Raw genomic sequence first — 26,782 nt, 5'->3', positions numbered from 1 at the left:
GCACATGAGTCAATCACCGCGCCACATCGCGATCATTATGGACGGCAATGGCCGTTGGGCTACGCAACGTGGGCTTCCGCGGACGGCGGGGCACCAGCGCGGCGTTGAATCCGTGAAGCGCGTTGTCGAAGCGGCGGTTGAACTGGGCGTTGAATACCTGACCCTGTTCGGGTTTTCGACGGAAAACTGGAGCCGCCCGGTTGATGAAGTGCGCGAATTGATGCGCCTTCTGCGCATGTATTTGCGTGCGGAAACGGCGGAACTGCACCGGAATAATATCCGGTTGAAAGTCATCGGCCGCCGCGAAGAACTGGAACCTGACATCGTCAAGATGATCGAGCAGGCCGAGAACCTGACCGCCAATAACACCGCCATCACCGTGATGATCGCCCTGAATTATGGCGGGCGGCAGGATATTTTGTGTGCGGCGACCAATATGGCCCGTGCAATGGCTGAGCAGGGTATTGAGCCGACTTATGAGGCGGCAGAGGAATATCTGCCCCAGTTCCTGTCAACTGCGGGGGCACCCGATCCGGATATTCTGATCCGTACCAGCGGCGAACGCCGGATCAGCAATTTCCTGCTGTGGCAGTGTGCGTATTCTGAATTGTTTTACTGTGACACGTTGTGGCCCGATTTTTCGAAAGCCGACTTGGAAGCCGCCATTGTGGATTTCAAAGCGCGCGACCGCCGTTTTGGTGGTGTGAAGTCTGAGGCGAAGTAAAAGAAATAAAGAAGCCGTCATACCGGCGAAGGCCGGTATCCATACGATCCATCCCATGGATACCGGCCTTTGCCGGTATGACGAATGTGGGGTGAATAAAACAGGGCACCGCGCATTTATATTGGCGCAGATCAGGTTGAACCGGATATGAAACTGACATCTCTGCAATCCCGCATTTTATCGGGCGTGATTTTGGGCCCGTTGACCCTGTTCCTGATTTATCTGGGACATATGCCTTTCTTCATTTTCATGCTGGTTGCGGCGATGATTTCCGTTTGGGAATGGTGGCGTATGTCGGATGCAGGTGACCACCCGATGCGCGATGTTTTGGTTGGCGCGTTGTATATGGTGGTGGCCTATACGTCCTTCATCTGGTTGCGGACACAATTTCTGGAAGGGTTGTTTCTGGTTGCGACTTTGTTGCTCTGTGTCTGGGCCAGCGATATCGGCGCGTATTTTGCGGGCCGCGCGATTGGCGGGCCGAAACTGGCACCGCGGGTCAGCCCGAATAAAACATGGGCCGGATTTATCGGCGCGATGGTGTCGAGCGGCGTTGTTCTGACCCTCTTGTTCGCCGCACGCCCCAGCCTGATGCAATGGACGCCGGTTGTCAGTGGCGGTTTAATCCCCATCCATTCCTTTGTCGTGTTTTTAACCGGGTGCTGGTTTGGGGCCGTAGGGCAGGCGGGTGATTTGTTGATCTCCGCATTCAAACGCCGCGTCGGTGTGAAGGATACGGGGAATTTGATTCCCGGCCATGGCGGTTTGCTGGACCGGATTGATTCATTGTTACTGGTTTCGCCAGTCTTCCTGCTGGCTTACATGATGTGGCTGCGATGAGTAAACGCGTAACTATTCTGGGATCGACCGGGTCGGTTGGGACATCAACGGTTGATTTGATCCTAAACAATCCTGAAGCGTATGACATACAGGCGTTGACGGCGCAGACGAATGTGGATCGTCTGGCCGATCAAGCCATTCAACTGAAAGCCAAGCGTGCCGTTATCGGCGATGAAACCCATTACACCGCATTGAAAAACCGCCTGGCCGGAACGGGTATTGACTGTGCGGCCGGACGTGCGGCTGTGATCGAAGCGGCTAGTATGCCGACCGATTGGACCATGGCGGCGATTGTCGGCATGGCGGGGCTGGAACCCATTCTGGCCGCGATTGCTCAAGGGCAATGTGTGGCGATTGCAAACAAGGAACCCTTGGTCGCTGCGGGACCCCTGGTGATGGCTGCTGCGCGGGCAAGCGGTGCAACACTTCTGCCTGTGGACAGTGAACACAACGCCGTGTTTCAGGTTTTTGAAAATGAAAACCGTGCCGGTATCGACCGCATTATCCTGACCGCCTCGGGTGGGCCGTTCCGCACCTGGACGATGGATCAAATGCGCGCCGCCACCCCGGCGCAGGCCGTCGCGCACCCGAACTGGATCATGGGAGCCAAGATTTCCGTCGACAGTGCCAGCATGATGAACAAAGCGCTGGAGATCATTGAGGCGCATTATCTGTTCGCCATGCCGCCGGAACAGATTGACGTGCTGGTCCACCCGCAATCGGTCATTCATTCCATGGTCGAATATGCCGATGGATCGGTTTTGGCCCAACTGGGCGCGCCGGATATGCGCACGCCGATTGCCTATACTTTAGGCTGGCCAGACCGGATCAGAACCAGCGGCCAGCGGCTGGATTTAAAAACATTGTCTCGGTTGGATTTCGAACAGATCGACCCGGTGCGCTTCCCCTCTATCCCAATGGCGTATGATTGTTTGCGCGCTGGCCCAGCCCATTGCATAGCGTTCAACGCGGCGAACGAAGTGGCCGTTGCGGCATTTCTGGGCGGTCAGATCGGGTTTTATGGTATTATGGACGCAGTGAGATATGCGGTCGAGCGCGTCGAAAAGGTGGATATGTCCAATCTTTCTGATGTGCTGGACTTTGACGGCGCTGTGCGCGACGATACAACCGCCTATATGAATTCTCATCACGCGCTGAAAAGCGCTTAACGACCAAGATCCTACGGAGTTGCAATGACCACGTCCATGGCCGAAATGTTTCAGCTGGTTGCCGGTAATATCTGGCTTTATGGCGGGTCGTTCCTGCTGGTTTTGAGCATCCTGGTGTTCATCCATGAATTTGGCCATTACTACATTGCGCGCCTGTGCGGTGTGCGGGTGGAGGTTTTCTCCATCGGTTTTGGCCGCGAAATCTGGGGTTTTAACGATAAACACGGCACGCGGTGGAAGTTTTCGCTGATCCCGCTGGGGGGCTATGTGAAGATGTTCGGCGATTCCGATCCGGCCAGCGCCGGCCATTCGGACAAGGTCAAAGGCGAGGGTGGTGAAGCGCCGCGCGCCATGACCGAAGCCGAACGCAAAGAGGCTTTCTTCGCCAAATCCGTCGGCAAGCGTGCGGCCATCGTGTTTGCCGGGCCGGCGATTAACTATCTGTTCGCCATTGTTTTGTTGGCGGGCCTGTTCATGTTCCATGGTCAGGATGTTACCCCGGCAGAATCCTCCGCTGTGATCGCGGGCTCCGCGGCTGATAAAGCCGGGTTCAAACCGCATGACGTGATTTTGACCATTGATGGTCAGCCGATCGATCGTTTTGATGAATTGCGCCGTTCCGTGATGGTGAAGCTGGACACGCCGATGGAGTTCACCGTTAACCGTGCGGGCGAGGTGATTACCCTGACCGCAACGCCGGAGCGAATGGAAACCGAAGACCGCCACGGGTTTAAAAGCACGCGCGGCATGCTGGGCGTGATCAGCCCGGGCGATGGTCTGGCGATTGATAATATTGTGGCCGTTAACGGCCAGCGCACCGAAACACCGGAGGCGATCCGTACGGCTTTGTTGGCCAATATGGGCAAAACCTTCACGATCATGCTGGATCGTGGTGCGAAGGAAGAGGGTATGGTGGTCCAGCCGTTGCTGGAACAGAACCAGGATCTGAAAAACCCGGAATCGGAGGGGTATAACGTTCTGGTCGTCGCCCAAGGCGCGCCGCAGAAAACCATCCGCCATAACCCGATCGGTGCCGTTGGGGCCGCTGTGGCCGAAACATGGTCCGTCACCACCAGCACGCTGGAAGCCATCGGGCAGATGTTCACCGGAACGCGCAGTGCAACCGAACTGGGCGGGATTATCCGTATCGGGGCGCTGGCCGGGGATATGGCACAGGTCGGGATTTTGGCCCTGATCAGCTTCACGGCATTACTTTCCATAAACCTTGGTTTGATCAACCTGTTCCCAATCCCGATGCTGGATGGCGGACACTTGGCTTTCTATGCCGTTGAGGCGGTGAAAGGCGGCCCGATTTCTGAGCAATTTCAGGAATATGCCTTCCGATTCGGACTAGCCATACTTGTCGGAATCATGCTATTTGCTAACCTGAACGATATCGTACAGCTGGTCCTCTGACCGGCGGATTCTACAGGACGTAAATGAACATGATCCGTGTTACAGGGCTTGGCCTTCTGGCCATAGCGGGGCTTTGCGCTTTTTCAATTCTGGCCGTGCCGACAGCCGTATCCGCACAAGGGTATGCGTCTGAACAGGCAACCGGCACGAAAATCAAAGACATCGAAGTGCTGGGCACCCAGCGTATCGAGCCCGTGACCGTTCTGACATATCTGGACGCCAAGGTCGGCGACCCGATGACGCAGGACCTGCTCGATGGCGCGCTGAAAAGCCTGTTTGGCACCGGTCTGTTCGCCGACGTGACCCTGCGCCAGAAGGGCAGCACGCTGGAAGTCACCGTGGTTGAAAACCCCGTCATCAGCGAGATTGCGTTCGAAGGCAACGACAAGCTGAAAGACGAAGATTTGCTGGCTGAAATCAGCCTGCGCCCGCGTCAGGTGTTTACCCGGACGAAAGTGCAATCCGACCTGAACCGCCTGTATCAGGTTTATACGCGCTCCGGCCGTTTCTCGGCCCAGATTGATCCGAAAGTGATTGAGTTGGACCAAAACCGCGTCAACCTGGTGTTCGAAATTGACGAAGGCCCGGTGACAAAGGTGAAGGGTATTCGTTTTGTCGGCAACGAAGTGTATGACGACGACACGTTGCGCAGTGAGATCAGCACGAAGGAAGATCGCTGGTACCGTTTCCTCGGCTCTGATGACCGTTATGACCCGGACCGCCTGTCCTATGACCAGGAATTGTTGCGCCGGTTCTATCTGTCGCAAGGTTATGCCGATTTCCGCATTCTGGCGTCGAACGCCGAATTGTCCAAGGACAAGGATGCGTTCTATCTGACATTCACTGTTGAAGAAGGGCCGCGTTACCGCGTTGGCAATGTCACGATTGATGCCAATTTGCGCGACTTCAACGAGGCCGAACTGGTTCCATTCCTGACCTTTAAGCCGGGCGACTGGTACAATGCGGATGAAGTTGAACGCACGGTCGATGCCTTCACCCGCGAGTTGGGCAACCGGCAGTTTGCCTTCGTCGATGTAAAGCCAGGTGTTGAACGTAACCGCGAAAAACGTACCGTTGACCTGACCTTCAATATCCGCGAAACGCCAAAAGTATTCGTTGAGCGTATTGATATTCGCGGTAACGTCCGTACCTTGGACAAAGTCATCCGTCGCGAGATGGATCTGGTCGAGGGCGACCCGTTCAACCGTGAAAAGGTGGCCAAATCGGAACAGAAAATCCGCGATCTTGGATATTTCGAAAACGTGATTGTCACACCGCAGCCGGGCACTGCACCGGATAAATCGGTCGTCGATATCGAAGTTGCCGAAAAATCCACGGGCGAACTTTCCATCGGTGCGGGTTTCTCGACCGCTGATGGTCCGTTGGCTGACTTCAAGATTCGCGAACGGAACTTCCTGGGTAAAGGGCAGGATTTGTTGCTCGGTGCCACGATTGCCGGTGAACGGACGGAATTTGATTTCGCCTTTACCGAACCATATTTCCTGGACCGCGATTTTTCGGCTGGCGTCAATGCCTTCCACATTACCCGCGACCTGCAGGACGAAAGCTCCTATGACCAGAAGCGGACCGGTGGTGGTGTTGAATTCGGTTACCCGTTGTCGGAAAAATGGCGTCAATCGTTGCGCTATCGTATCGAGCAAAACGAAATCACCGAAGTACAGGATGATGCCTCCCGTTACATTAAGGAACAGGCCGGCGAACGTTCAACCTCTGCCATTGGCCAGATGCTGACCTATGACTCACGGAACAGCACGTTGTTCCCGTCTGACGGCACCTATGGCTGGCTTGACACTGAAATGTCCGGTCTGGGCGGGGATTCGCAATATATCTCGGCCAAATTGGGCGCATCGCATTTCTATCCGCTGTTCGACACCGATCGCGTTGTCCTGAACGTTTTGGGTGAGGTTGGGGCCATTCATGGTTATGGCGATGAAAACGTTGCTATTAACGAACGCTTCTTCCTTGGCGGTGGTACGTTGCGCGGGTTTGAACCGGCTGGTGTCGGTCCGCGTGATATTGGTACCGATGACTCGCTGGGGGGCAACATGTTCTATCGCGGGTCGGTGGAATTGTCGTTCCCGGTCGGGTTGCCCGATGAAATGGGAATCAAGGGCCACGCGTTTACCGATTTCGGTTCGCTGTGGGAAATTGACGATGTCGGTTCCGACGTTGAAGATATCAATTCCCTGCGCGCTGGTGCCGGTGTTGGTGTGTCATGGCGTTCACCGATTGGCCCGGTTCGGGTTGATTTCTCCGCTCCGTTCATGAAGGAAGATTTCGACAAGGAAGAAAACTTCCGCTTCAGCTTCGGCACGCGGTTCTAACATACATCTGACAAGCAAAAGGGTTTGACGATGCAAGTAAATAAAATGGCTGTTTTGGCGGGCGCTGGTGTTGTTGTGTTAGCGGGGTTGGCCCTGATCGTTGGGCCGTCGTTACTGAGCCATGCGACCAATGACGTGACCAAAGCGGAATCCGCCGCAGGGTCTGGTCACGTGATCGCGGTGATTGATGCACAAGCCGTTTTGAACAGTTCCAAAGCCGGAAAATCGATTCAGGATCAACTGGCGAACCAACGCGACGCTTTCCAGAAGGAATTTTCCAAGATGGAGCGCGATCTGGGAGATGAGGAGAAGAAGCTGGTCGCTGAGCGTGATAAGCTGACCCCGGAAAAATTCGCTGAAAAACGCCGTGCGTTTGAAGAAAAACTGATGGATGCGCGTCGTCTGGCGCAACGTCGCCGCGTGTCGTTGGAAAAGGCTTCTGCCGATGCGTATAACAAGCTGCGGTCCCGCATGACCGAAATTGTGGCCGAACAGGCCCAAGCCAATGGCTATGACATTGTCCTGACTCGTCAGAACGTGGTTCTGGCCGAAAAGGAAATGGACATTACCGGTCCGGTGATGGACAAGCTGAACAAGGACTTCCCGGATGTGAAACTGGATATCAGTGCGGCGGAAAAGGCGGTTGATACTGCGTTGTCCGGTGCTGAAAAATCCAACACACCGTTGGCCGAGTAAGTTTTCGTGGCTGATCAATCGTTTTTCACCCGGCTGGGTCCGTTCAGTCTTGCCGATATTGCGGCGTCATGCGGCGCGGAATTGCAAAGCGGTAATTCCGCGCATATGGTCCATGATGTTGGCGCCCTGGATCAGGCGGGTGCGGATCAGATCAGCTTTCTCGACAATATAAAATATCGCGATGCGTTCCGCGCCAGCAAAGCCGGGGCCTGTTTTGTGGCTCCGCAGATGGTGGAATTCGCACCGGCGGGCATGGCCCTGCTGGTCAGCAAAAATCCTTACAAGGCCTATGCCCTGTGCGCGCAGAAATTTTATCCGGAGGCCTATCCGGCGGCGCGGATATCACCGCACGCCCATGTTGATCCATCCGCTACGATTGGGGCCGGGTGTGTGATTGATGATGGTGCCGTGGTGCAGGCAGGGGCAACGATTGGCGATGGATCATGGATTGAATCCAATGCCGTGATTGGGCGCAACGTGACCGTGGGGCAAAAATGCCGTATTGGCGCGGGCGCGACGGTGACACATTGTGTGATTGGGAATGCCGTGCGGCTTTATCCCGGTGTACGCATTGGCCAGGATGGGTTTGGGTTTGCCATTGATCCGGCGGGTCATGTAAAGGTGCCCCAGCTGGGCCGCGTGGTCATTGAGGACCGCGTGGAGATTGGCGCGAACACCTGTATCGATCGTGGGGCTGGACCGGATACGGTGATTGGTGCGGGCACATGGATCGACAATCTGGTTCAAATTGGACATAACGTAAAAATTGGCCGTGGCTGCGTGATTGTATCTCAGGTCGGCGTGTCCGGGTCCACTGTGCTGGAAGACTATGTCGTTCTGGCCGGGCAGGTGGGTGTGGCCGGGCATTTGCGTATTGGGCGCGGTGCACGTATTGCGGCGCAATCCGGTCTGATGCGGGATGTTCCGGCGGGCGAAGAACAAATGGGTTCTCCGGCCTTGCCAATCAAGCAATATATGCGTCAAATTGCGATGTTGAATCGCCTGATCAAAAAACAGAAATAAGAAGAGACGACCATGAGCGAACAAAACGCCTCTGCGGCAGTGAACATCGACATCACACGGATCATGGAAATGATCCCGCATCGCTATCCTATCCTTTTGGTGGATCGGATTTTGGAATTCGTGCCGAATGAACGCGCCGTTGGTCTGAAAAACGTGACATTCAACGAACCGCATTTCCAAGGGCACTTCCCCCGTTTTCCGGTCATGCCGGGCGTTTTGATTGTTGAGGCCATGGCCCAGACGGCGGCCATTATGGTCGTGCAAACGCTGGGGAAAGAGGCGGAAGGAAAACTGGTCTATTTCATGACCATTGATGAGGCCCGTTTCCGCAAGCCCGTCGTGCCGGGGGATTCCTTGCATATCCATGTTCAGAAAACCAAGCAGCGTGGCCCCGTCTGGAAATTCAAGGGCGAGGCCATGGTCGGCGACACGTTGTGTGCCGAGGCCGAATTCAGCGCCATGATCATGGACAATTAAGGTCCGCCGAACCGTTTGTCTGTAACACCCCGCAACAAAGCGTGATTTGGCGGAATTCCGCCATTTTTCTATACTCTATAGGTGTGCTTGCACCTGTATTCCCTTATTGTCGAAAGTGTCATCTGTCATGTCTTCCGCCGCATTGATTCATCCTACTGCTATCATCGCCCCCGGCGCCACACTGGGGCAGGGCGTAAAGATCGGCCCGTATTCCATTGTGGGTGAACATGTCACGTTGGGCGACAACGTTGTTTTGCATTCGCATGTGGTGGTGGATGGCCATACGACGATTGGCGAAGGAACGGAAATTTTCCCGTTCGCGTCCATCGGTTCCGCACCACAGGATTTGAAATTCGGCGGTGAAAAATCCCGTCTGATCATCGGCAAGAACAACAAAATCCGCGAACACGTGACGATGAACCCGGGCACCGAAGGCGGTGGCATGGAAACGCGCGTGGGTGATAACGGCCTGTTTATGATGGCGTCCCACGTCGCGCATGATTGTATCGTTGGTAACAACGTGATCATGGCGAATAACGCAACATTGGCCGGCCACGTGGTTGTTGGTGATTTTGCGTTGATTGGTGGTTTGTCCGCCGTGCACCAATTTGTGCGTATTGGCGCGCATGCCGTGATTGGCGGCATGTCCGGTGTTGAAAATGACGTAATCCCGTTTGGCCGTGTGAAGGGTGAACGCGCATCGCTGGCGGGTCTGAACCTGATTGGTCTGGAACGCCGTGGTTTTACCAAGGATCAGGTGAAAGCCATGCAACGCGCCTTTAACCAGATGTTCGGCGAAGAAGGCACGATGGATCAACGCATCGAAATGGTGGCCAGCGATTATTCCAGCGACAATCTGGTCATGGAAATGGTCGAATTTGCGCGGGCCAAAACACGCTTTCCGCTGTGCCAGCCTGCAAAACGGAGTGTGTAACGATGACCGACAAAATCGAAGACGTAAAATTACTGGGCATTATTGCCGGTGGCGGATTGTTGCCGGAACGGTTGCTGGGTGTATGCGATACAAAGGGTATCGATACCTTTGTTGTTGGCTTTGAACGCCAAACCGATCTGGCGATTCTGAAAGATCGCCGTTACATGCTGACCCGTTTGGGTGCGGCCGGGCAGATCATCAATACGCTGAAGGCGCACAAGGTGCGCGATCTGGTCCTGATCGGCTCCATCCGTCGTCCATCGTTGAAAGAACTGCGTCCGGATTTCCGCACGCTGAAATTCTTCCTGCGCCTTGGTCTGCGGGCGATTGGTGATGATGGGTTGTTGAAGGCCCTGCGCCGTGAATTGGAACGTGATGGATTCAGAATTCATGCCGTCCAGCATTTTATCGAAGATATCATGCCCAAGGCGGGCCGTATTGGTTCCCGCGAACCAACGCCGGAGGATATGAACGCCATTCGCCACGGGATTAAGGTCGCTCACACGCTGGGCCGCCTGGATATTGGCCAGAGCGTGGTGATGCAACAGGATCTGGTTCTGGGTGTTGAGGGGATCGAAGGCACGGATGAATTGATCCGCCGTTGCGGTCTGCTGAAACGCGAAGGGCGCGGGCCGATTTTGGTAAAAATGTCCAAGCCGCAACAGGATGAATCGCTCGACCTGCCAACCATTGGGCCGGATACGATCCACCACGCGGCACTGGCCGGGTATGCGGGTATTGCTGTTGAAGCGAACCGCAGCCTGCTCCTCGACCCGCAGAAGGTCGCGGATCTGGCGGATCAGTATAAAATGTTCGTGATTGGGGTGGATCCCGATATTCTATGACAACAGGCAATAAAGATCTTTCGATCTATCTGATCGCCGGTGAAACATCGGGCGATACGCTGGGCGCGCGTATGATGCACACGATGCGCGAAATCTGCGCGGCGGATGACGATGCGCCGCATCTGCATTTCCACGGCATCGGTGGAACGCAGATGGAGGGCGAGGGGCTGAAATCCCTGTTCCCGATGTCTGATCTGTCCCTAATGGGTGTGGCGGAAATTCTGCCACGTTTGCGGCATTTGATCCGCCGCATCAACGAAACGGTCGATGATATTGCCAAGCGTGAACCGGATGTGGTCGTTACGATCGATGCGCCGGATTTTTGTTTCCGCGTCGTAAAAAAACTGCGCGAACGCGGCGTGAAAAAACCGGTCTTCATTCACTATGTCGCGCCGACTGTGTGGGCGTGGCGACCGGGCCGGGCGCAGAAGGTTGCGGCCCTGTATGATGGGCTGATGTGCCTGTTCCCGTTTGAACCCAATTATTTCACGCGCCATGGTTTGAACGCCGCATTCGTCGGTCATCCGGTGATGGAAACGAAACTGGCGCTGACCACGTCTGGTGATCGCGCCAAAGCTCGCGCGGCGTTGGGTGTGCCGGAAGATGGTAAGGTTTTGGGCCTGTTCTTCGGCAGCCGTATGGGCGAGGTTAAACGCATGGGCGGATTGATCCGCGAAGTGGCATTGGCCCTGCGGAAGAACCGCCGCGATTTGTCATTTATGGTGCCGACCCTGCCGCATCTGGAACCCGAATTGCGAACCTTGTTGAAGGACGTCGATAACGTGTATTTCACCGACGGCATCAACACGAAAAGCGACAGTCTGAAAGCGCTCGATGCTGCTGTGGCTGTATCCGGCACGGTGGGGCTGGAACTGGGTGTTGCGAACATTCCGCATGTAATTACCTACACCATGAATCCGCTGACGTGGTGGTTGGTAAAAATGTTGATCCGTGTGCGCTTTGCGCATCTGGCGAATATTCTGTTGAACAAGCGTGCTGTCCCTGAATTTATTCAGGACGCGGCCAAGCCAGAGATTATTGCCAAGGCCGTGAGTGGTATTCTGGATGAAGGGTTTGAGAGCGAAGAACAACGCGCGTCGTTCGCCACCATGCGTAAATTGTTGCGTGGCCGTGGCGATGAGACACCCTCGGTGGAGGCGGCGCAGTTCGTCTTGAACATGGCCCAAACCCGTGTGGAAACGCTCAGCCGCCCGGCGGGTGTCACGGCGCGCATGGCGGCCTCGGGGGCGTAATCTCTTTCCCTGTCATCCCCGTGAAAACGGGGATCCATACAATAAACGGATCGTCACAATGGATTCCCGTTTTCACGGGAATGACAAGATGTTAGATGGGACGGCCCGTTCAACGTCACGGTGCGGGGCGGGTGGTCAGAAAAAGAAAAGGGCGGTTTGAACCGCCCTTTTTTATTCCTATCGTTTGTCCACCGGGACATATTCGCGTTGCGCCGGGCCGGTATAAAGCTGGCGCGGGCGGCCGATTTTCAGGCTCGGCTCTTCCATCATTTCTTTCCATTGGGAAATCCAACCCACGGTCCGGGCCACGGCGAACAACACCGTGAACATGGATGTCGGGAAGCCCATGGCTTTCAGGATAATGCCGGAATAAAAATCGACGTTCGGGAACAGTTTGCGTTCAATGAAATACGGATCAGACAACGCAATGCGTTCCAATTCCTGCGCCAGTTCCAACAGCGGGTCATTGATGCCCAGTTCGGCCAGTACTTCGTCACAGGATTTTTTCAGAACTTCGGCGCGCGGATCGTAGTTTTTGTAAACGCGGTGACCAAAGCCCATCAGGCGGGTGTTATCGCCCTTGTCTTTCACCTTGGCCAGAAATTCAGGGATGTTGTCCTTGTGTCCGATTTCTTCCAGCATCTCCAGAACGGCCTGGTTCGCACCGCCATGCGCCGGACCCCACAGGCAGGCAATGCCGGCGGCGATACAGGCGAACGGGTTGGCCTGCGATGAACCGGCCAAACGCACGGTGGATGTTGATGCGTTTTGTTCATGGTCGGCGTGCAGGGTGAAAATGCGGTCCATGGCACGGGCCAGAACCGGGTTTACCGTGTACGGTTCCGCCGGAACGGCGAAGCACATATACAGGAAGTTTTCAGCAAACGATAAATCGTTGCGCGGATACATAAACGGCTGACCGATTGAATATTTGTAAGACATGGCGGCCAGTGTCGGCAATTTCGCAATCAAGCGATGTGCGGAAATTTCGCGTTGTTTCGGATCGTGAATGTCGAGCGAGTCATGATAGAATGCAGACAATGCCCCAACCACGCCGCACATGACAGCCATCGGGTGTGCATCGCGACGGAATCCACGGAAGAAGAAGTGCAGTTGTTCATGCACCATCGTGTGATAGGTGATGTTGTGCTCAAATTCCTTCAGCTGCTTGGCATTCGGCAGATCGCCGTAGAGCAGGGCGTAGCACACTTCCATAAAGGTGCTTTTTTCCGCCAGATCCTGAATGGTGTAACCACGATGGAGCAGGATGCCCTTGTCGCCGTCAATAAAGGTAATGCGGGATTTACAACTGCCCGTCGCCATAAAGCTGGGATCGAATGTGAAATGGCTGGTTTCATCATACAGCTTGCGAATGTCGATCACCGGCGGGCCCATAACACCGTCCAGAACGGGCAGTTTCGTTGATGCACCCGTCTGATCATTGGTCAGGGTGAATGTTTTTTGTGCTGTATCTGCGGACATGGTGTTACCCCACGGAATGGAAAAGCGAAAATGTGTACGTGTGAAAGATTCGGCGGACGCCAAATCGATTGCGCAATCATAGGCCTGCGCTGCACAAAGATAAAGGCAGCGCGTTTAAAAAAGGTTACTGCTATAAACCAAATGATTTTACGTTATGAAAATTATCGTGGCTTAGGTCATATGGTTTATATAAGCCTGCGCCGCGCGGTGTGGAACTTGGTTCAGGGCGGTCAGATCCAGCGTACATGTGGTTGCATGGGTGATTTGTTGTTCGCTGTAGCCGGATTGACGGGCAATTGCACTCAAGCGGCCAATGCGGCGTTCAACGGTTGGATGGCTGGCGTGCAGGTTTGCCCATGCGCGGGACAATGTGCTGGGCTTTTTGGTGGCGTTGCCATCCAGTTCCGCAAGTTTAATGTTTTTAATTTCATTGAGCTTGCGCAAGGCTGTGACCAGTGCAAGAGGATCAGCGCCAAGTAAGACAGCACCGCGGTCGGCTTGATATTCCTGACTGCGTGATAGCGTTGCGCTGGTTATGCGCGCGGTTTTTCCAAGACCCCATGTGGCCAGAAAAATTCCGGCAATCATTGGGTTGATCGCGCTGAAGAACGCGACATTGGTCGCAACGCCAAAGGCAAAACATCCCAAAGTAATTCTGGTTAGGCGCTTTGCATCGGCATCGGTCATGCGATCATTTTCGTCTGTATTGCCGCGGTTCATTTTCTTAATGAGCTGGCCCAATCCGGATAGCTTCGCGGCGATAATTGGCGCGACGATTGTTGTTAACCATCCAATCGCAAAGTTTATAGCCTCTGTTGCAGCAGTGCTGAAAATATAAAGAATGCTGTTTGCACCGCGTGATGTGCGATGAATGACTTGCTGGGGCAGGTCGATAATTGAATGCTTTGCAACGATGTGGGCAAATTCGTGGGCTAGAACCGCCTTTTCTTCGCGGTCGTTGAGAATTTCTAGCAATGATTTTGAAATCATAATTACCGGTTTGCCCAAATTGATTGCGGCGGCGTTCGGCATGGCTGTGTATTTGCTGCGTATGTGTTTGCGGATTTCTTCGTATTTGGCCCCTTGCTTTTGTGGCATTGATTCATCGATGTCAAAATCGTGGATTGGATATTTATCGGCGCTGAGACCAGATGCTTTATAAAGATCCTGAACGATTTGTTGTAGCTTGGGTGAATATGAATAGTTGTCTTCGTGTTTTTTCAGATTGTTTTCAAAGACGTGTTTGTTTGCACGAATTTCTTTGATTGTTTTCCACGTTGCAAAAGTCGCTGCAACGCCCAGAATAGCCGGCATACCGATTGTATACGTTGCGGCGGCAATGGCTGCCGTCATGGTGTAGGAAAATGCGAGTGCGCCGTAATGGCGCAACTGATAAAAACGTGGGGCCATAAAAAATCCGCCATTCCCTGTTTTTCATGTGAATGGCGGACTTTTGCATAGTTCAATTGTTATGTCAAAGAATGATCAAGGCGCTGTAAAACCTCTGATTTTCCAAGGAGTTCGGCGGCATGGAAGACCGACGGGGACACTGTCGTCCCGGTCAGGGCGGCGCGGAGCGGCATAGCGACTTTGCCCAGTTTACCCTCCCGCAAATCATTGGCCACTGTTTTGCAGGCGTCTTCGATATTCGTCGCGTTGAATTCGGTGATGCCCGACAACGTATCCTTCAATGTTTGCAGGATGGCTTTGTCCAGGTTGGCTTTCGCCTTCTCATCAAAATCAAATGGCACGGTTTTGACGTAGAAGGCCCCTTCATCGGCAATCTGCACGATCGTTTTTGCGCGGTTTTTCAGTTCGTCCATGCCGGCCAGCAGGCGGGCGCGGCCCGTGTCATCCACGGTGTAACCACGTTCGATCAGGAATGGTGTCACCAGATCCACCAGACGCGGATTGTCGGCCAGTTTGATGTAATGCGCGTTCACGTTTTCCAGCTTGGCAAAATCAAACCGTGCGGCGGATTGGCCGATATGGTCCAGATCAAACCACTCAATCGCCTGTTCGGTGGAAATGATTTCATCATCGCCGTGGCTCCAACCCAAACGCAGGAGATAGTTGCGCATGGCTTCGGGCAGATAGCCCATTTTTTCGTATTCCTTCACGCCCGTGGCACCGTGGCGTTTGGATAATTTCGCGCCATCCGGCCCCAAAATCAGCGGCAGGTGCGCGTAAACCGGAACGTCCCAGCCCATAGCGGTGTAAATGATGTTCTGGCGGAACGTGTTGTTCAAATGGTCGTCACCGCGAATGACGTGGGTGACGCCCATGTCATGGTCATCGACGACGACGGCCAGCATATAGGTTGGCGTGCCGTCGCTGCGCAGGATGATGAAATCATCCAATTGTTCGTTGGCCACGGTCACATCGCCCTGCACCTTGTCATGGACGACGCTGTTGCCATCCAATGGGGCCTTGATGCGGACGACGGGTTTGATGTCTTTCGGGGCGGTGGCCGGGTCGGCATCGCGCCAGCGGCGGTCATAAAATGTCACGCGGCCTTCTGCTTTGGCCTTTTCCCGCATGGTTTCCAATTCTTCCGGCGTGCAATAACAGTAATAGGCTTTGCCCGCCTTGACCATTTCAAGGGCTACTTCGGCATGGCGGTCGCGGCGGTCGAATTGGGAAACGACGTCGCCATCCCAATCCAGCCCCAACCAGGTCAGGCCGTCCTTGATGGAATCCACATATTCGGGGGCGTAGCGTTCGCGGTCCGTATCCTCGATCCGGAACAGCATTTTGCCGTTATGGCGGCGCGCGAACAGCCAGTTATACAGGGCCGTGCGGGCCGTGCCGATATGCATCAGGCCGGTGGGGGACGGGGGGATACGGGTAATGATGGTCATGGTTGTATTATCCTTTAAATTCTGTAAGCCTTTGGTAGCATAAGAAAACAAGCCAGAAAACAGGTTTCGCAGGTGGATTTCAGCGTTTCGGAGCAAGGGATTAGCACGGCAACGTGGCGGGGCATGGCGGCGGTGATCGCCGCGCAGCGCCCGCATTACGTTTTATGGCTGCCCGTTCTTCTGGGGGCGGGGATTTGCGCCTATTTCTCGCTCAAATTTGAACCGTCATGGGTGGGGGCGCTGGCCGTTCTTCTGGCTCCGGCGCTGGCCGTTTTGTGGCAATGGCGGCGGGCGCGGGCGGGCGGATCGGTGGCTTTGCTGTTGCTGTTCGGCCTTGCGCTGGCGTTCGGGGCTGGATTTGCGGCGGGCAAGGTCCGCACGGAAATGGTGCGCGGGCCCGTGCTGGAAAAACAAATGCGCTTTGCCAATGTGACAGGCACGATCCGGTCGCTGGAATTGCTGGAAAGCGGGCGGGGCAGCCGCGCCGTTTTGGATGATCTGTCGATCGAGGAGATTGCGTCGGAGAAAACCCCGCGCCGCATTCGCATGACGATCAGCAAGGATGAAGGCCTGCGCCCCGGTCAACGCATTCGCGTTCTGGGCGGGTTGAATCCGCCATCGGCCCCCGTGGCGCCGGGCAGTTTTGATTTTCAACGCTATGCCTATTTCCGCGAACTGGGCGCAATGGGGTTTGCGTATAAAGCGCCAGAGATTTTATCGGAACAAAAAGGAGGGTTTTATCAGGGGTTGGAAAATTACCGTCTGATGCTGGCGCAGGCCGCGAAAGAGCATGTGGGCGAACGCGAAACCGGCGTTGTCATCGCCCTGCTGACTGGTGAACGCGCGGCGATGAGCGAGGATTTGTGGGATGATGTTCGGATTGCCGGATTGGCCCACATCATCGCCATTTCCGGTATGAATATCGGCATGGCGGCGGGCGCGGCGTTTTTCCTCAGCCGCTTGCTGATGGCGCTGTTCCCACGTTTTGCGCTGTATCACCCGATTAAATCCTACGCCGCCGTGATCGCGTTTATTGCGGCCTTTGCCTATGCGCTGATTGTGGGGATGAGCGTGCCGACATTCCGCGCCTTGATTATGACGGGATTGTTCCTGATGGCCATCGGCCTGAACCGCAGCCCGTTTTCCATGCGACTGGCGGCGGTCAGCGCGGGGGCGTTGTTGCTGTTTTACCCGGACATCTTGCTCGGCGCGAGTTTTCAGATGTCGTTTGCCGCTGTGATCGGGTTGATCTGGTTTTACGATGTTACGCGCGATTGGTGGGTGGAGGCGTATACAAAAGCCGGGTGGTTGCAGCGGGCCATGATTTATCTGGCGGGTGTGTGTTTGACGACCATTCTGGCCACCATCGTCACGGCCCCATTCTCGCTCTATCATTTCCAACAAGTGGCAACATACGGCGTTGCGGCTAACTTTATCGTGGTGCCGCTGGCCAGTTTTATCATCATGCCATTGGCCATTTTGGTTTATTTCCTTGCGCCATTGGGGTTGGCGGATTGGCCGTTGGCGGGTATGGCGTGGGGCGTGGATGTCATGCTGGATATTGCGCGCATTGTGGCCGGGTGGCCGCATGCGGTGGTGCATTGGCCGGTATGGTCGGGCGCGGCGCTTGGCATTATGACGTTTGGAATGCTGTTTATGCTGCTCTGGGCCGGGCGGTCGCGGTGGTTGGGTTTATTGCCTTTGGCGGTGGGTATGGTGATGGTGGTTGTGGCCACGCCGCCGGATATATTGATCTCGTCCACCGGGAAATTATGGGCGGCGCGGATGGATTCCGACCGGATGATGATTTCATCGCGCGTGGCGGATCGATTCACCGCCGAGGTCTGGACCCAGGAATCCGGGTTGCCGGAAGGGTCAACCGAGAAAATCCCGAATGAAGGATTATATCAGGGTGAAAATGGCATGGTGTCGTGTGACGCCGATGCGTGCCGGATGGAGATGGACGGGGCGAAAGTCGCCTTCGTCAACCAGCCTGCCGCACTGGCCACCGATTGTGCGTGGGCGGATGTTGTTGTTGCCCGGATGCCGGTGGAGAAAGAGTGCGCCGCCGGGGCGGTGATTGATCGGTTCGATGTCTGGCGCAATGGGTCGGTGGCGATCTGGGTGCGGGATGGGGAAGAACCCGTTATCCGCAGTGTGCGCGATTTGCGCGGTGATCGCCCGTGGGCAATGAATAACGGGCGGTAGGATTTATCACAATCGTCATTCCGGCGAAGGCCGGAATCCATACAGTCTATCCCATGGACCCCGGCCTTCGCCGGGGTGACGATAGGAGGAAAGGGGCGTTTTTCTTATTAGTTAGTGATACGTGCGGTACAAACTGACCAACCGCCCCTGAATCTTCACGCGCTCCGGCTCCAGAACGCGAGGCTCGTAATCGTCGTTTTCCGGTTCCAGAATGATCTTGTTCCCGGATTTGCGGAAGCGTTTCAGGGTCACTTCGCTGTCATCAATCAGTGCAACAACAATTGTACCGTTTTCGGCGGTGGTGGTGTTGCGGATGATCACGATATCGTGGTCGTTGATCCCGGCCTTGATCATCGAATCCCCATCAACGCGCAGGGCGTAATGTTCGCCGGACCCTAGCATTTGCGGCGGCACATCGATCAATGTTTCTTCGTCACGAATGGCTTCGATCGGTGTACCCGCGGCGATTTTACCGTGCAGGGGGATTTGTGCGAAATTGTTCGCCGGGGGCGGGGCGGCCATGCGGGCATCTTCGTACACGCTGGCAATGGCGCGGGTCTGGGCCGCGGCGGCGGATGAATCCGCGCCATCGGGTTTATACCCTTCCGGTAATTTTTTGACTTCCAATGCGCGGGCGCGGTGGGGCAGGCGTTCCAGATACCCACGCTCAACCAACGCGCTGATCAAACGGTGGACGCCCGATTTGGATTTCAGGCCCAGCGCATCCTTCATCTCATCAAACGAGGGGGCCACTTCGCCCGTCTGCATCCGTTCGTGAATGAGAACAAGAAGGTCACGTTGTTTTCTGGTCAGCATTTGGCGTTGTATTCCCTTTGTTTTTGCCCGCTTTTTGGGGCTTTTGGATGCAAATCCGTCATTTTGGGCGGATTTGATATGCGGAATGCGTGATTCTGCATACCCTTTTTGTTCTAGTTTAGTTCATGGTTTGTGTCAAGAAATGACTGCGAATGTTCTGATTTGGTGGGATTTCCCCGGGGTGAGGCGGCGGATATTGCCGTTTTTTTCCCGTTTCGTCCAGTGACTTTTCCACAGGGGGCGAATGCGGTATGGTGCGCGCCATGAAAATCTTCAAAGTCCTGACGCCGCTGCGCGCGGCCTCCATCATTCTTGCTGTCGTTGCCCTGGTGATCGTGCTGGATCAACTGGTGGTCAAACGCGATTACGCGCCCGTTCCATCGCACGATGTGACCGAGGCGATTGTTGCGGTTGAGCGCGACGTTATTCCCACACCGGATTTTGCGCCGTCATTTCCGTTGTCAACCGAACCGTTACAAACGGCTGAACCGACAGTTGATCCGGCGATTGTTGATGAAGAAATTATCTTGCACGAACCCGAAACGGTCGGCGATGTGGTGGATGAATTACTGGCCGCACCCGTCCACAGAACCGCCACCAACCCGCGCGTCGTGATCATCATTGATGATATGGGCGTGGACGTCAAACGATCCGCCGCCGTGGTGGATTTGCCTGCGGGGCTGACGCTGGCTTATCTACCGTATGCCAGCAACATCAAGGCGCAAACGGCCAAAGCGAAGGACGCCGGACATGAATTGATGGTGCATGTGCCGATGGAACCGATGAGCCAGACCAAAGATCCGGGGCCAGAGGTTTTGTGTGTGGGTCAGGATATTGCTGTTTTTGATCAGGTTCTGCAGGACGGCCTGAGCGCGTTTGAAGGTTATGTTGGTATCAATAACCACATGGGCAGCAAGCTGACGCAGGATAAGGCGGCCATGGCCCGCGTGATGAGCGCATTAAAATCCCGCAATCTGTATTTCATCGACAGCCGAACGATTCAAAATTCAGTCGCGGGTGATATGGCGCGCGAAGCCGGCGTGCCGCACGCGGGCCGTGATGTTTTCCTGGACCATGAAAATACGGCAGAGTTCGTTTCCAAATCTTTGGCGCAGGTTGAGCGTAAAGCGTTGAAAGACGGCCTGGCCATCGCGATTGGCCACCCAAAGGACGTGACGATTGAAGGTTTGCGGGCGTGGTTGCCGACGCTCAAGGATAAGGGGATTGAGTTGGTGCACGCGTCACAGGTGGTGAAATAGGCGATAAAAAACCCCGGATTATTCCGGGGTTTTTTATTGGGTTGGCTTACTGCGCCACTGTTCCGCTTTCCGGCCCGAACATCAGATCCAGCATGCGGCGGTTGATTTTGACGCCGTATTTATCTTCCAGATGTTGCACATATACAGCCATGAATTCATTTCCGGCGGTACGGGTGATGGAATCCGAAATTGGGCGCAAATCCTGGTCGCTGATTTTATCAGCCACCGGGATATTGATTGCGGTGATGGTTCCAACCATAAAGCCACCATCAACCGGGGCCATCATGGTTTCGCCCTGCACGCCGTCGAATAAAGCGGCCAGCGTGGCGGTGCTCATCGGGGCTTTCGGTTCTGCGCCAGCTTTGATGTTGCTGAATGTCTGTACGCTTAACCCCAGATCCTTGGCCGCTTGCTCAAGCGTTTTTTCACCACCGGCGACAGCTTGTTGTAATTTCTGTGCGCGGTCGCGGTTGGCGGTGGCACGTTGGTCGTCCATCCACCCTTTGGCGATTTCGTCCTTCACCTCTTCATACGGGGTGTAGGAGAGGGGGGTTACGTTATCAACACGCACCGCCGCGAAACGCCCGCCGGAGATTTCCATGACCGGGGCGGTTTCGCCAGCTTCGACGCTGAATGCGGTTTCGAGGATGGCACCGCGATCTTTATCAAACGCAGTCATGCCGTCTTTTTTGTCCGGCGTTGATCCATCGTTATGAACGGCACCAATTTTGGTCACGTCCAGATTCATTGATTTCACAATGTCGTCCAGTGATTCGCCGGCGGCCAGTCGGTCATCAATCTGGTTGGCGGTGGCCAGGATTTCGTCGGACAGGCGGATCTGTAACAATTCTTTTTTCAGATCGGCTTTAACCTTTTCAAACGGCGTTGTATCGGGCGCATTGATTTTGGTCAGGACCAAAATGTGCCAGCCAAGCGGAGTTTCGAGCGGGCCGACGACATCACCAACTTTTGCGCCAAATGCGCCATTGGCAATGTTTTCGATCAATCCGGCCCGTTCAAATTCACTTTCGCCCAGATAGGCGTCGGTTTTACCCGTGTGGGATTTGACGGCGTCTTTCAGTGTTGCGCCTGCATCCATTTTGGCTTTCACGGCCTCGGCATCCGCCTGATCGATCAGAACGGCCTGTTGCAGGACGCGTTTTTCCGCCGTGCGGTACTGGGCAATGTTGCGGTCATATTCGATCCGCAATTCTTCATCGGAAATATCCATCGTATCGCGTACTTGCTTTTCGCTGAGGACAGCGATGGTCATGCTGCGTGTTTCCGGCTTGGCATAGCGGGCGCGGGCGGCATCGTAAAACACGGTCAGAACCGCTTCATCCGCCGGTTTGATATCTGTCATATCGGAATTTTTCAGGATGATGGCGTTGATGCTGCGGCTTTCGTTGCGCAATTGGTACAGCGCCACCAATTCGTCACGTGTCACCAGTGCACCACCCGCCTGAATGGCGGATTGCAGGGTGCTGTTGGCAATTTCATGGCGAATGGCGTTGACGAATTCGGTTTCGGAAATGCCTTGGTTCATCAAAACGCGTTGCAGGATATCTTTCTTCGACGCTTCCGGATTGCTTTGCAACAACGGAGCAATCATGGTGTTGATTTGTTTGGCGACAGCATCGTCACCCACCAGAACGCCCTGATCGACTGTTGCGTTTGAAATCACCGTGCGGGCGATTTCATTGTCCAAAATCTGATCGATATACCCAAAGTTATAGGCGTCCGTGGGTGTAATTCCCTGATTGGATAAAACGCGTTGGACATGACGCTGGAATTCCGTGCTGGAAATGGATGACCCGGCGACGGTGGCGACGTTGGTGTTGCCCATACCGCCACGGAAAAAACCGCCAACATCCATCAAGACCAATCCGAACACAGCCATGGTGAGCAAGCCGAACAGAACAATTTTGATGATCTTGGAATGAACGCCTTCGCGCATGGACCGCATCATGATGGTGTATAACCCTTCGTGAGTTTTAAAGAATCTGGCGGGAACTATAGAAACGATGCGGTCTTTGTGCAACCGCTTGGCGTGTTTCGGCCTTTATGTCCGCAGTTTTTTGATCTGTGCATAAGTGCGGATAAAGTTTGTTTCCGATTGTGTTTTTCCCAAGTGTTATTACGATACGTCCTGTAGCTAAAAACCCTAACAACTAGAGGAGTGTAATATGAAAAAAGAAGCTGCTACTGAATTTACAACTGCAACAAAGAACGAAGCACCGGTTGCCAAGGCTCCGGAAGCTGCTGTTCGCACACCAGTGAACGCGCCGAAACCGGCCATTTAAAACATTTTGAATTGATCAATTCAGAAAAGCCGCCTTCGGGCGGCTTTTTTTAATGCCGTGTTGTATGTATTCTGTCGGTCTTATTTTTTGATGGGGCGATGCCATGACGACGAAGAAAAAGCTGATTGCTGGAAATTGGAAGATGCACGGAACGCTGGTCAGCGTTCGTCAATTGGCCGAGGCCGTAATTGATGGCGTGGAAAAAGATGCCAGCTTGCTGGATCGCTGCGATTTTCTGGTTTGCCCTACCTTTATCCATATTCCGGCCGTCCGGGCCGTGATTGACCATAATCGCGGCGCTTTGCGCGTTGGCGGGCAGGATTGTTCGCCCCATGAGACGGGTGCATTCACCGGGGATATTGCCGCGCCGATGCTCAAAGATGTGGGCTGTTCCGCCGTAATTCTGGGCCATTCCGAGCGCCGCCAGCACCATGCGGAGGGGGACCAAACCGTGGCCGCCAAGGCGGTTCAGGCGCATCAGGCGGGGTTGATGACCATTATCTGCGTCGGGGAAACCGAGGCGCAGCGCGTGGCGGGTCAAGAAAAAACAATTGTAAAACAACAGCTTGATGGATCGATCCCGGCTGGGGCAACGGCATCGAATACGGTGATTGCCTATGAACCGGTCTGGGCCATTGGCACGGGCAAAACGGCGACCCCGGCGGATGTTGCAGCCATGCACGCTTTTATCCGCGGGATTTTGGTGGGGAAAATGGCGGACGGGGCCGGGGTGCGGATTTTGTATGGCGGGTCGGTAAAACCGGAGAATGCCGGGGAATTGCTGGCTATTCCGGATGTGGACGGGGCCCTGATCGGCGGGGCCAGTTTAAAGGCGGACCAATATCTGGCTATTGCCAAAGCGGTGCAATAAAGCGTAAAACGCCGGGGTAGAAGTAACAGATTCATTCTCTTAACGGGAAAGCCCATGATTCAGGTCGTTCTTGTCATTCACCTTATCCTTGCCCTGGCCATTATTGGTCTGGTGTTGATCCAGCGTTCCGAAGGGGGCGGTCTGGGCATTGGTGGCGGCGGTGGTGGTATTGGCGGCCTGGCCAGCCCGGGTGCGACAGCCAACGCGCTGAGCCGCGCAACGGCGATTTGTGCTGGTTGCTTCTTCGTCACCAGCCTGGTGCTGGGCATTCTGGCGAACGCATCGACCAGTAAAGGCAGCATTCTTGACCGTCTGGATGAACCGGCTGCGGCATCGGCACCCGCCGAAGCGGGCGCCGATGATGAGGCGGAAAAGAAAGCCGACAAAGACACTCCCCCAGCTGAACCTTCTGTTCCGGTCGCTCAATAGAAAAATGTCACGATTTATCTTTATTACCGGCGGCGTGGTTTCTTCCCTTGGGAAGGGCCTCGGATCCGCCGCTTTGGGCGCATTGTTACAATCGCGCGGGTATTCGGTTCGTCTGATCAAGCTTGATCCTTACCTGAACGTTGATCCGGGCACGATGAGCCCCTTCCAGCACGGCGAAGTGTTCGTGACCGATGACGGCGCGGAAACGGATCTTGATCTGGGGCACTATGAACGTTTCACGGGCCGTCCGGCGCAGAAGAACGACAATATCACCACCGGCCAGATTTACACCAACGTCCTGCAAAAGGAACGCAAGGGCGAATATCTGGGCGCAACCATTCAGGTTATTCCCCACATCACGAATGAAATTAAATCCTTCGTGATGGAGAAGGATGGTACGGCTGATTTCATCCTGTGCGAAATCGGCGGTACGGTGGGCGATATTGAAAGCCTGCCCTTTCTGGAGGCCATCCGCCAATTGGGCAACGAGCTGGGCGATGCCCGTGCGCTGTATACCCATGTGACCCTGTTGCCCTATATCCCGGCGGCGGGTGAGCTGAAAACCAAACCGACGCAACATTCGGTGAAAGAGCTGATGAGCGCAGGTATTCGCCCGCATATCCTGCTCTGCCGCGCTGATCGCCATATCGAAGACGATGACCGCCGCAAAATCTCCCTGTTCTGTAACATTCCGTTTGAACGGGTCATTCCGGCACTGGATGTGAAAACCATTTATGAAGTGCCGCTGACCTATCATGCCGAGGGGCTGGATACACAGGTTCTGGCGTTCTTCGGTCTGGATAACAAGGAACCGGATCTGTCCGTTTGGAAGAACATCGTCCACCGGATTAAAGACCCAGAAGGCGAAGTAAACATTGCCGTTGTGGGCAAATATACCGGCCTGAACGACAGCTATAAATCGCTGAACGAAGCCTTGATCCATGGCGGTATCGCCAACAATGCGCGCGTGAATTTGAAGTTCATTGAATCAACGATTTTCGAAGCCGAAAACCCCGCCGACCATTTGCACAATATCAACGGCATTCTGGTTCCTGGCGGCTTTGGGGAACGGGGCGCACAGGGCAAGATCAACGCGGCCCGTTTTGCGCGCGAGCGTTCCGTGCCGTATTTCGGCATTTGCTTCGGCATGCAATTGGCCGTCATCGAAGCCACACGCAATTTGCTGGGTCTTGAAAAAGCCAGCTCGACCGAATTTGGCCCGTGCGAAGAATCCGTGGTTGGCCTGATGACCGAATGGGTCAAGGGCAACCAGACCGAACAGCGCAGCGCGTCCAACGATATGGGCGGCACGATGCGTCTGGGGGCCTATCCAGCCATCCTGAAAAAGGGCAGCAAGGTTGCCGATGCCTACGGCACAACAGAAATCTCCGAACGCCACCGCCACCGGTACGAAGTAAACATGGCGTACAAGGATCGTCTGGAACAACAAGGTCTGATTTTCTCCGGCCTGTCCCCGGATGGTCGTTTGCCGGAAATCGTGGAATATGCGGACCACCCATGGTTTGTCGGTGTCCAATTCCACCCCGAACTCAAATCCAAACCCTTTGATCCGCATCCGTTGTTTGTAGCGTTTGTGGATGCCGCGATAAAACAAAGCCGATTGGTTTGAAATTCAGAAGAAGGCGGATGTATTAATCCGTCTTTTTTTGTGTTTTGAGATAGGCATCAATCTTACGTCCCAATCCAATCAGGTCGAAGCTGAGCGCATTGCGACGGGCTGTTGCAATGTAAGTTTCGGCATTATCCGGTGTAATCACACTTTTCTTATCGTGAATGGATTGCAACATCATGGTGTTGATACGTTCGTGGTAGTGACCGGTATCCTTGTAATTGGCGATATCATCAATAAATTTCATATCTTCGTATCCGTAGACATAAAGATTGCTTAATGACTTCTGGGCTTGTGCCAGATAGCGGATTGCGGCTTCGTGTGTTTGGCTATATTTAGGGTTTCCCTGATGCCACTGCGCAAATTTAATCCGAGAATACGGCGGGAAAACCAAATGGAATTCCGTTCTTGGGTAATTGCGCACATAAGACAGAACGTAATCATCAATATATTTTTCTGTCGCTTTTATGTTTTTCGATATCTCTTCCGCGTCATCCTGTTTCTGTTTTCCGTCCGCAATGTCTTGGGCGCTGGATGAAATGGAAGACAGGGCGTCGATAACCTGTTGGTTGTTGTTTGCGGCGAACCAGTGATCAAGCCCGCCAAAGCGAATATTTTCATTCGGGTCGTTCATCCACATATTGGGGCGGTCAAACATGATGTCATCAGACATGCATTTTTTGCGCTTTTTTTCTTTCTTTATCAGGCATTTGAATATTGGAAAATCTTGATAGATCTTAATGTTATCAAGTGTGTTCCAGTTGTAGAGGTAATCATATTGCGCAACCGGATATGATGAGTGTTCCCTCGTTTGCGAGAGATAGTTGTCGTCCAAAGAATATATGACTGTCTTTATTTTTTGCGTTTTAAGCAGTCTATCTAAGGCGAAGTGACGTTCATAAAAACTGCTTCCTGACATGGATATATTTGCGTATGCCCCGCCCAGAACACGTTCCGCTTCGCGCGATGATGTGTTTTCAAGAACGCTGGTTCCAAGGATAATTGAATCCAGATTGGGGTTGATGTTCATCACGCCGGCGGCCTGTTGGCGCATATCTTTCATAATTCCTGCGCGGAATCCGTGGGCATGAAGAACCCCGGTGGGGTCGAAAATACCCATAATCAGTATCAATATCGCCGCTATGGCTGGGGCGATAAAGAACAGGCGGATATTACGCTTTGCAATTCTGCGCTTGATCAT

22 protein-coding genes are annotated in these 26,782 nt (G+C 54.3%); 16 read left to right on the top strand and 6 right to left on the bottom strand.

The window, feature by feature from the left end; all coding sequences use genetic code 11:
• The first annotated feature begins 4 nt into the window (after positions 1–4).
• The 11 genes from MICA_RS06300 to lpxB all read left to right on the top strand — a co-directional run bounded on the left by MICA_RS06300 (position 5) and on the right by lpxB (position 11,722).
• A complete protein-coding gene (locus MICA_RS06300) occupies positions 5–724 on the top strand; it encodes an isoprenyl transferase (protein WP_014102880.1) in 720 nt (239 codons plus the stop codon).
• Positions 725–871: 147 nt separating this feature from the next.
• Positions 872–1,564, top strand: coding sequence for a phosphatidate cytidylyltransferase (locus MICA_RS06295; RefSeq protein WP_014102879.1), 693 nt, complete (start codon positions 872–874; stop codon positions 1,562–1,564).
• Positions 1,561–2,733 (top strand): 1-deoxy-D-xylulose-5-phosphate reductoisomerase, encoded by a 1,173-nt coding sequence (gene dxr / locus MICA_RS06290; RefSeq protein ID WP_014102878.1) that lies wholly within the window; start codon positions 1,561–1,563, stop codon positions 2,731–2,733. The genes MICA_RS06295 and dxr overlap by 4 nt, the downstream gene beginning before the upstream one ends.
• Before the next feature lie 24 nt (positions 2,734–2,757).
• Positions 2,758–4,149, top strand: a complete 1,392-nt coding sequence (rseP, locus tag MICA_RS06285; RefSeq protein WP_014102877.1) for an RIP metalloprotease RseP — start codon at positions 2,758–2,760, stop codon at positions 4,147–4,149.
• Positions 4,150–4,172: 23 nt separating this feature from the next.
• On the top strand, positions 4,173–6,494 hold the full coding sequence (bamA, locus tag MICA_RS06280) for an outer membrane protein assembly factor BamA (RefSeq protein ID WP_014102876.1): 2,322 nt from the start codon (positions 4,173–4,175) through the stop codon (positions 6,492–6,494).
• A gap of 30 nt (positions 6,495–6,524) precedes the next feature.
• Positions 6,525–7,190 (top strand): OmpH family outer membrane protein, encoded by a 666-nt coding sequence (locus MICA_RS06275; RefSeq protein WP_014102875.1) that lies wholly within the window; start codon positions 6,525–6,527, stop codon positions 7,188–7,190.
• Between the two features lie 6 nt (positions 7,191–7,196).
• Positions 7,197–8,213 carry a UDP-3-O-(3-hydroxymyristoyl)glucosamine N-acyltransferase gene (lpxD, locus tag MICA_RS06270; protein WP_014102874.1) on the top strand — a complete coding sequence of 339 codons (1,017 nt, stop codon included), beginning with the start codon at positions 7,197–7,199 and terminating at the stop codon, positions 8,211–8,213.
• Between the two features lie 12 nt (positions 8,214–8,225).
• Positions 8,226–8,690, top strand: a complete 465-nt coding sequence (gene fabZ, locus MICA_RS06265; RefSeq protein WP_014102873.1) for a 3-hydroxyacyl-ACP dehydratase FabZ — start codon at positions 8,226–8,228, stop codon at positions 8,688–8,690.
• A 127-nt stretch (positions 8,691–8,817) separates the two neighbouring features.
• Positions 8,818–9,624 (top strand): acyl-ACP--UDP-N-acetylglucosamine O-acyltransferase, encoded by an 807-nt coding sequence (lpxA, locus tag MICA_RS06260; RefSeq protein WP_014102872.1) that lies wholly within the window; start codon positions 8,818–8,820, stop codon positions 9,622–9,624.
• Between the two features lie 2 nt (positions 9,625–9,626).
• Entirely contained in the window at positions 9,627–10,469 is an 843-nt protein-coding gene (locus MICA_RS06255; protein ID WP_014102871.1) for an LpxI family protein, read from the top strand.
• On the top strand, positions 10,466–11,722 hold the full coding sequence (gene lpxB, locus MICA_RS06250) for a lipid-A-disaccharide synthase (protein ID WP_014102870.1): 1,257 nt from the start codon (positions 10,466–10,468) through the stop codon (positions 11,720–11,722). Before MICA_RS06255 ends, lpxB begins: the two co-directional genes overlap by 4 nt.
• A 177-nt stretch (positions 11,723–11,899) precedes the next feature.
• Here the strand turns inward: lpxB and MICA_RS06245 are convergent, their stop codons facing one another.
• The 3 genes from MICA_RS06245 to gltX all read right to left on the bottom strand — a co-directional run bounded on the left by MICA_RS06245 (position 11,900) and on the right by gltX (position 16,065).
• A complete protein-coding gene (locus MICA_RS06245) occupies positions 11,900–13,204 on the bottom strand; it encodes a citrate synthase (RefSeq protein ID WP_014102869.1) in 1,305 nt (434 codons plus the stop codon).
• Positions 13,205–13,375: 171 nt separating this feature from the next.
• Entirely contained in the window at positions 13,376–14,614 is a 1,239-nt protein-coding gene (locus tag MICA_RS06240) for a M48 family metalloprotease (RefSeq protein WP_014102868.1), read from the bottom strand.
• Between the two features lie 59 nt (positions 14,615–14,673).
• Entirely contained in the window at positions 14,674–16,065 is a 1,392-nt protein-coding gene (gene gltX, locus MICA_RS06235) for a glutamate--tRNA ligase (RefSeq protein ID WP_014102867.1), read from the bottom strand.
• 72 nt (positions 16,066–16,137) lie between these two features.
• On the opposite strand from gltX, the gene MICA_RS06230 reads away from it, so the two are divergent.
• Positions 16,138–18,273 (top strand): ComEC/Rec2 family competence protein, encoded by a 2,136-nt coding sequence (locus MICA_RS06230; protein WP_236619856.1) that lies wholly within the window; start codon positions 16,138–16,140, stop codon positions 18,271–18,273.
• A gap of 111 nt (positions 18,274–18,384) precedes the next feature.
• Here MICA_RS06230 and lexA read toward each other — a convergent pair whose 3' ends face one another.
• Entirely contained in the window at positions 18,385–19,089 is a 705-nt protein-coding gene (gene lexA, locus MICA_RS06225; protein WP_014102865.1) for a transcriptional repressor LexA, read from the bottom strand.
• Positions 19,090–19,352: 263 nt separating this feature from the next.
• Here lexA and MICA_RS06220 point away from each other — a divergent pair, with 263 nt between their 5' ends.
• Positions 19,353–20,348, top strand: coding sequence for a divergent polysaccharide deacetylase family protein (locus tag MICA_RS06220; protein ID WP_236619855.1), 996 nt, complete (start codon positions 19,353–19,355; stop codon positions 20,346–20,348).
• A 46-nt stretch (positions 20,349–20,394) separates the two neighbouring features.
• Here the strand turns inward: MICA_RS06220 and MICA_RS06215 are convergent, their stop codons facing one another.
• Complete coding sequence (locus MICA_RS06215) at positions 20,395–22,317, bottom strand: peptidylprolyl isomerase (RefSeq protein WP_014102862.1); 1,923 nt, start codon at positions 22,315–22,317, stop codon at positions 20,395–20,397.
• 437 nt (positions 22,318–22,754) lie between these two features.
• Between MICA_RS06215 and tpiA the strand changes: the two genes are divergently transcribed.
• From tpiA to MICA_RS06200, 3 genes are read left to right on the top strand one after another with little or no spacing between them, the layout of a single operon-like run.
• Positions 22,755–23,522 carry a triose-phosphate isomerase gene (tpiA, locus tag MICA_RS06210; protein ID WP_014102860.1) on the top strand — a complete coding sequence of 256 codons (768 nt, stop codon included), beginning with the start codon at positions 22,755–22,757 and terminating at the stop codon, positions 23,520–23,522.
• A gap of 54 nt (positions 23,523–23,576) precedes the next feature.
• Entirely contained in the window at positions 23,577–23,951 is a 375-nt protein-coding gene (gene secG / locus MICA_RS06205) for a preprotein translocase subunit SecG (protein ID WP_014102859.1), read from the top strand.
• Between the two features lie 4 nt (positions 23,952–23,955).
• Positions 23,956–25,581, top strand: coding sequence for a CTP synthase (locus MICA_RS06200; RefSeq protein ID WP_014102858.1), 1,626 nt, complete (start codon positions 23,956–23,958; stop codon positions 25,579–25,581).
• 22 nt (positions 25,582–25,603) lie between these two features.
• Here the strand turns inward: MICA_RS06200 and MICA_RS11870 are convergent, their stop codons facing one another.
• On the bottom strand, positions 25,604–26,782 hold the full coding sequence (locus tag MICA_RS11870) for a hypothetical protein (protein WP_014102857.1): 1,179 nt from the start codon (positions 26,780–26,782) through the stop codon (positions 25,604–25,606).

Origin of the sequence: Micavibrio aeruginosavorus ARL-13 (genome assembly GCF_000226315.1) — a bacterium.
Classification (GTDB): Bacteria; Pseudomonadota; Alphaproteobacteria; order Micavibrionales; family Micavibrionaceae; genus Micavibrio; species Micavibrio aeruginosavorus_B.
The sequence above is the reverse complement of the archived record's forward strand: the minus strand, read 5'-3'. Positions and strand labels throughout refer to the sequence as shown.

What these genes read in the sequence shown, in the direction of transcription:
- MICA_RS06300 (WP_014102880.1), top strand. Translation starts at nt 5, where the DNA reads ATGAGTCAATCACCGCGCCACATCGCGATCATTATGGACGGCAATGGC.
- MICA_RS06295 (WP_014102879.1), top strand. Translation starts at nt 872, where the DNA reads ATGAAACTGACATCTCTGCAATCCCGCATTTTATCGGGCGTGATTTTG.
- dxr (WP_014102878.1), top strand. Translation starts at nt 1,561, where the DNA reads ATGAGTAAACGCGTAACTATTCTGGGATCGACCGGGTCGGTTGGGACA.
- rseP (WP_014102877.1), top strand. Translation starts at nt 2,758, where the DNA reads ATGACCACGTCCATGGCCGAAATGTTTCAGCTGGTTGCCGGTAATATC.
- bamA (WP_014102876.1), top strand. Translation starts at nt 4,173, where the DNA reads ATGAACATGATCCGTGTTACAGGGCTTGGCCTTCTGGCCATAGCGGGG.
- MICA_RS06275 (WP_014102875.1), top strand. Translation starts at nt 6,525, where the DNA reads ATGCAAGTAAATAAAATGGCTGTTTTGGCGGGCGCTGGTGTTGTTGTG.
- fabZ (WP_014102873.1), top strand. Translation starts at nt 8,226, where the DNA reads ATGAGCGAACAAAACGCCTCTGCGGCAGTGAACATCGACATCACACGG.
- lpxA (WP_014102872.1), top strand. Translation starts at nt 8,818, where the DNA reads ATGTCTTCCGCCGCATTGATTCATCCTACTGCTATCATCGCCCCCGGC.
- MICA_RS06255 (WP_014102871.1), top strand. Translation starts at nt 9,627, where the DNA reads ATGACCGACAAAATCGAAGACGTAAAATTACTGGGCATTATTGCCGGT.
- lpxB (WP_014102870.1), top strand. Translation starts at nt 10,466, where the DNA reads ATGACAACAGGCAATAAAGATCTTTCGATCTATCTGATCGCCGGTGAA.
- MICA_RS06245 (WP_014102869.1), bottom strand. Translation starts at nt 13,204, where the DNA reads ATGTCCGCAGATACAGCACAAAAAACATTCACCCTGACCAATGATCAG.
- MICA_RS06240 (WP_014102868.1), bottom strand. Translation starts at nt 14,614, where the DNA reads ATGGCCCCACGTTTTTATCAGTTGCGCCATTACGGCGCACTCGCATTT.
- gltX (WP_014102867.1), bottom strand. Translation starts at nt 16,065, where the DNA reads ATGACCATCATTACCCGTATCCCCCCGTCCCCCACCGGCCTGATGCAT.
- lexA (WP_014102865.1), bottom strand. Translation starts at nt 19,089, where the DNA reads ATGCTGACCAGAAAACAACGTGACCTTCTTGTTCTCATTCACGAACGG.
- MICA_RS06220 (WP_236619855.1), top strand. Translation starts at nt 19,353, where the DNA reads ATGAAAATCTTCAAAGTCCTGACGCCGCTGCGCGCGGCCTCCATCATT.
- MICA_RS06215 (WP_014102862.1), bottom strand. Translation starts at nt 22,317, where the DNA reads ATGATGCGGTCCATGCGCGAAGGCGTTCATTCCAAGATCATCAAAATT.
- tpiA (WP_014102860.1), top strand. Translation starts at nt 22,755, where the DNA reads ATGACGACGAAGAAAAAGCTGATTGCTGGAAATTGGAAGATGCACGGA.
- secG (WP_014102859.1), top strand. Translation starts at nt 23,577, where the DNA reads ATGATTCAGGTCGTTCTTGTCATTCACCTTATCCTTGCCCTGGCCATT.
- MICA_RS06200 (WP_014102858.1), top strand. Translation starts at nt 23,956, where the DNA reads ATGTCACGATTTATCTTTATTACCGGCGGCGTGGTTTCTTCCCTTGGG.
- MICA_RS11870 (WP_014102857.1), bottom strand. Translation starts at nt 26,782, where the DNA reads ATGATCAAGCGCAGAATTGCAAAGCGTAATATCCGCCTGTTCTTTATC.